Source organism: uncultured Campylobacter sp. (genome assembly GCF_937949835.1).
In the GTDB taxonomy this organism is placed as follows: domain Bacteria; phylum Campylobacterota; class Campylobacteria; order Campylobacterales; family Campylobacteraceae; genus Campylobacter_B.
Map to the genome: position 1 here is coordinate 1 of NZ_CALEDC010000185.1, position 3,581 is coordinate 3,581.

Annotated in this window: 4 protein-coding genes; all 4 read left to right on the forward strand. The window is 38.9% G+C overall.

The genetic code is table 11. The features are described 5' to 3' along the window. Positions 1-1,108 (forward strand): pilus (MSHA type) biogenesis protein MshL (mshL, locus tag Q0256_RS03985; RefSeq protein ID WP_297960240.1); only part of this gene is annotated, 1,108 nt, incomplete at its 5' end. Then, on the forward strand, positions 1,101-1,934 hold the full coding sequence (locus Q0256_RS03990) for an ATP-binding protein (RefSeq protein WP_297960242.1): 834 nt from the start codon (positions 1,101-1,103) through the stop codon (positions 1,932-1,934). The genes mshL and Q0256_RS03990, both read left to right, overlap by 8 nt. Continuing rightward, positions 1,927-2,934 carry a hypothetical protein gene (locus Q0256_RS03995; RefSeq protein ID WP_297960244.1) on the forward strand — a complete coding sequence of 336 codons (1,008 nt, stop codon included), beginning with the start codon at positions 1,927-1,929 and terminating at the stop codon, positions 2,932-2,934. The genes Q0256_RS03990 and Q0256_RS03995 overlap by 8 nt, the downstream gene beginning before the upstream one ends. After that, on the forward strand, positions 2,931-3,470 hold the full coding sequence (locus tag Q0256_RS04000; protein WP_297960246.1) for a hypothetical protein: 540 nt from the start codon (positions 2,931-2,933) through the stop codon (positions 3,468-3,470). Before Q0256_RS03995 ends, Q0256_RS04000 begins: the two co-directional genes overlap by 4 nt. Positions 3,471-3,581 lie beyond the last annotated feature (111 nt).

The following is a 3,581-nucleotide window of genomic DNA, read 5'->3' on the forward strand; positions in this document are numbered from 1 at the left end:
TAAATCATCGGTAGATTCCGCTCCGGTCGAAGTAGGTGAAGGAAGCGGCAGCAATGATAGCGAAGATAAAGACGATAACAAAATCACCACTAAGGAGAAATTTGATTTTTGGGAGAAGATTAGCGAGGAAATCACTTCTGTTTTAAATAACGGTACCGAAAAATACGTCGCAGTCGCTCCTATTATAAATCAAAATGCCGGTTTAGTAACCGTTACTGCTATGAAGTCTCAGATAGCTCGCGTAGATAGATATCTAAGCGGTATGCAAAAACGCCTTAGTCGCCAAGTCTTGCTAGACGTAAATATCATATCTGTCGAGCTAAATAATGAATATACTACCGGTATAGATTGGAGTAAGTTCCAATTGGGATTTAATACCTATGTGGGCGGGGATCCAAAGAAACTTTCTGGCTATCACATAGATAACGGAAATAGAGGAAAGGCTAGCGATACTCACGGAACTTGGACGATAGGGGCTAATCTAAATTTCAATATCGACGGTTTGATTAACTTCCTAGAGACTAAAGGTAAAACTAAGGTTATTTCAAGCCCTAAAGTAACTACGATGAATAATCAGCCTGCTATTATCTCCGTAGGTGATACTATTAACTATGTATTAAAATCCACTAATACGGGTGATTATCAGGGCGGTAGTACTCAGTCGGACGATCAGTATTCGATCTTTGTAGGTATTCTTTTGAATATCTTGCCTGAAATTTCAGATGATAATAGGATTATGCTACGAATTAATCCATCTTTAAGCTCTCTTAAATATGCTGAAGATAATGTAAGGAGAGAGAATGGCAGAAGAGATATCGCACCTGATACCTTGCAAAAGAAACTCTCAAGCGTAGTTTGGGTAGATGATGGCGATACTGTAATTTTAGGCGGTTTGATTGGTGCAACTAAGTCGAAAGATAACACTAGGGTGCCTGTGCTAGCCGAAATTCCATTAATCGGAAATCTTTTCAAAAGCACTGCTGATGTTTTGCGAACGTCGGAGCTAATATTTGTAGTAACTCCACATATCATCGACAATACCGGCGCGCCGCTTGCTACCTCTCTTAAAGAGCTAGGTTACTCAAAATCTATCTACGAAAATGAGTAATAATAATTATACGGCGATCAAGGAGATTTTTATCGAGGATAACGAAGTCTCGGACTTCGTTAATCTCGATAAATCGACCCTTGCTTATCATAAAATTTTAAATGCTTTGCAAAAGCCGTTGAAACTCATACTTTTTTACGGGAAACCGGGTTGCGGCAAGACATTTTTGCTTAATAAGATCAAGGTCGATCTTGAAAAAAAGGTAAGAGTTGTATTTGTGCCGCAGCCGTTTTTTGATGAGAAAGAATTTTTCTTAGAGCTTTATTCGCAGATTTTTCATTCAACTCCTAGCGAGCCGATTGATAATTATGAAAATTTTATGCGGGTTTACAGAGAGAGATTTGGAATTTCTACGAATGTCGGAGCGGTAGAGCAGGTCGTTATTTTGCTAGACGAGGCTCAGCTGTATCCTGGGAATTTAATAGAAAAAATTCGTCTTATGGCAGATACTAGATTATTTAAATTTTTATTTACGGTGCATAAGACGGACGAGGAAGATCGCCTCGCAAAGGATTATTTTAAAACTAGAATTTGGGAGAGCATCGAGCTTCCTAATTCAAATTTAGGCGAAGTCAAGCTGTATATTGAAAAAAAGCTTGTGCTTCATGGCTTTCAACAATACTATTTTATGTTTAGCGACGATAATTTCGATTTGATTTTAAATTTAACGGACGGTAATATGAGGAATATCAACAAGCTTATGTATAAGATGTATGAGCTTTTTGAGTATTACGAAGTAAATAAACCTACGGAAATTAGTTTTTCGCAGATTAATAATAAAATTATAGAGATGGCAGCGATAGGCTCGGGGATAATAAATGCTTGAATTTTACGAAGTAAACGAACTTGAAAAAAAATGGGAAGAGTATAACAAAAACAGAAAGCAGTTTTCCTTTTTGAAATCTAAGCCGAATTTCGTATTGAGATTCGACAAGACGATTTTGGGGCTTTTGATATTGATCTCGGTTGCTATCGGAGCGATATTTTGGCTGCTTAAAGATAGCGATAGCGTTAGCATGGCAAGTATCAATCAAAATATTGAGGATAAGAGTGGAGCTACAAATTCTGCTAATGATGCCGAGCAGCAGGCGGCAGATCTTGCAGTGCAAAATAATATCTCCAAAGAAGATTATAATATCAGCGCTCCGAAAGTTGCCCGCACCTCTAAGCATGAAAAGGAACGCCCAAGCTTAAATTTAAACGATGTGGGTGTGCTATCCAGCGAGGATTCCGGTGGGTTTAAGATAACCAATAATTACGAAAATGGCGGAAACTATGGCGGGCAGGCTCAGGCGCAAAATTTCGGCGGTCAAAATTTTGGCGGACAGAATTTTGGCAATCAAAATGCTCCTACATTTAACGTACCTAATACCAATAACGCAGCTTTCGCAAATCAGCCGCCTAAAAACGAGGTTATAGATTTTGGACGCGCTCCATTGCCACCTAAATCAAATTTCTCGGGAGGTTCTACAAATACCGCAAGTAGCGCTCCACTAAGTTCCAGGATTGAGATAAAAACTTCAAATTTAAGCGAAGATAAGCAGAGCTTGGAGAGCAAATTTTACGCGACGAATAAGATTGAGTATTCGCTATCGCTAGCCGAAGAAGCGTATAATAAGAAAGACTACGACAATGCGATCAAATGGGCTCTTACGTCAAATGAGCTTGATAAGGACAACGTTGCCAGCTGGATAATTTTTGCCAAAGCCAATTATAAAAAGGGTCGTAAAGAAGACGCGCTTTACGCTCTTGAGACCTTTAACGCAAAGGCGAAAAATAGTGAAATTTCTAACCTAATTTCAAAGATAAGAAGCGATAAACTATGAAAATTTTATATATTTTAGCTTTTGCGATCGCGTCGTTATTTGCAGTTAGTGCCGATGACGTGCGCAACTGGGATCAGATCGGTCAGTATAACCGTATTTGCCAAGAAAGCGTGCGAAATTTATTCATCGAGGAGCAGAGCGAGGCGCTTGCAAATATGTATGCCAAAGCGTGCCTGAAGATGGACAAAGTAAATGAGCTTGTAGTGCCTACGGTGATGCTTTATAAAACCAAAGAGGCTCGCGAGAACGCCTCTCTTTATTCGACTATAATTTTTCAAAAAAAGATGCTTTATTTGGCACTTTGTGATGGCGTGGACATAAGCTATATCAGAACGCCAAAGATTAATTATATTTTGTCTGAAATTTTTGATAAATTTACGGAGAGAGCATACGTAAAAAAGAGTGATACGTATGTCTTTACCCTAGAGAGCGGCGAGCGCGCCGAGCTTTTTATCAAAGAAGAGGAAGAGGTAAAAAAGATGGTAATTGCAATTTATGCTGGCGATAAGCTTAGCTCTATTAAAATTTATTGGTGATCGCGATGACGAAGATTGAAGAGCAGATTGTTGCGATTTTAATACGAAACAATATCCTTACTAGCACCGTTGTTCCGGAAATTAAAGACAAGATGGATATCGGCTTGACGC

Coding starts and splice junctions, on each gene's coding strand:
- Q0256_RS03995 (WP_297960244.1), top strand. CDS start 1,927: ATGCTTGAATTTTACGAAGTAAACGAACTTGAAAAAAAATGGGAAGAG.
- Q0256_RS03990 (WP_297960242.1), top strand. CDS start 1,101: ATGAGTAATAATAATTATACGGCGATCAAGGAGATTTTTATCGAGGAT.
- Q0256_RS04000 (WP_297960246.1), top strand. CDS start 2,931: ATGAAAATTTTATATATTTTAGCTTTTGCGATCGCGTCGTTATTTGCA.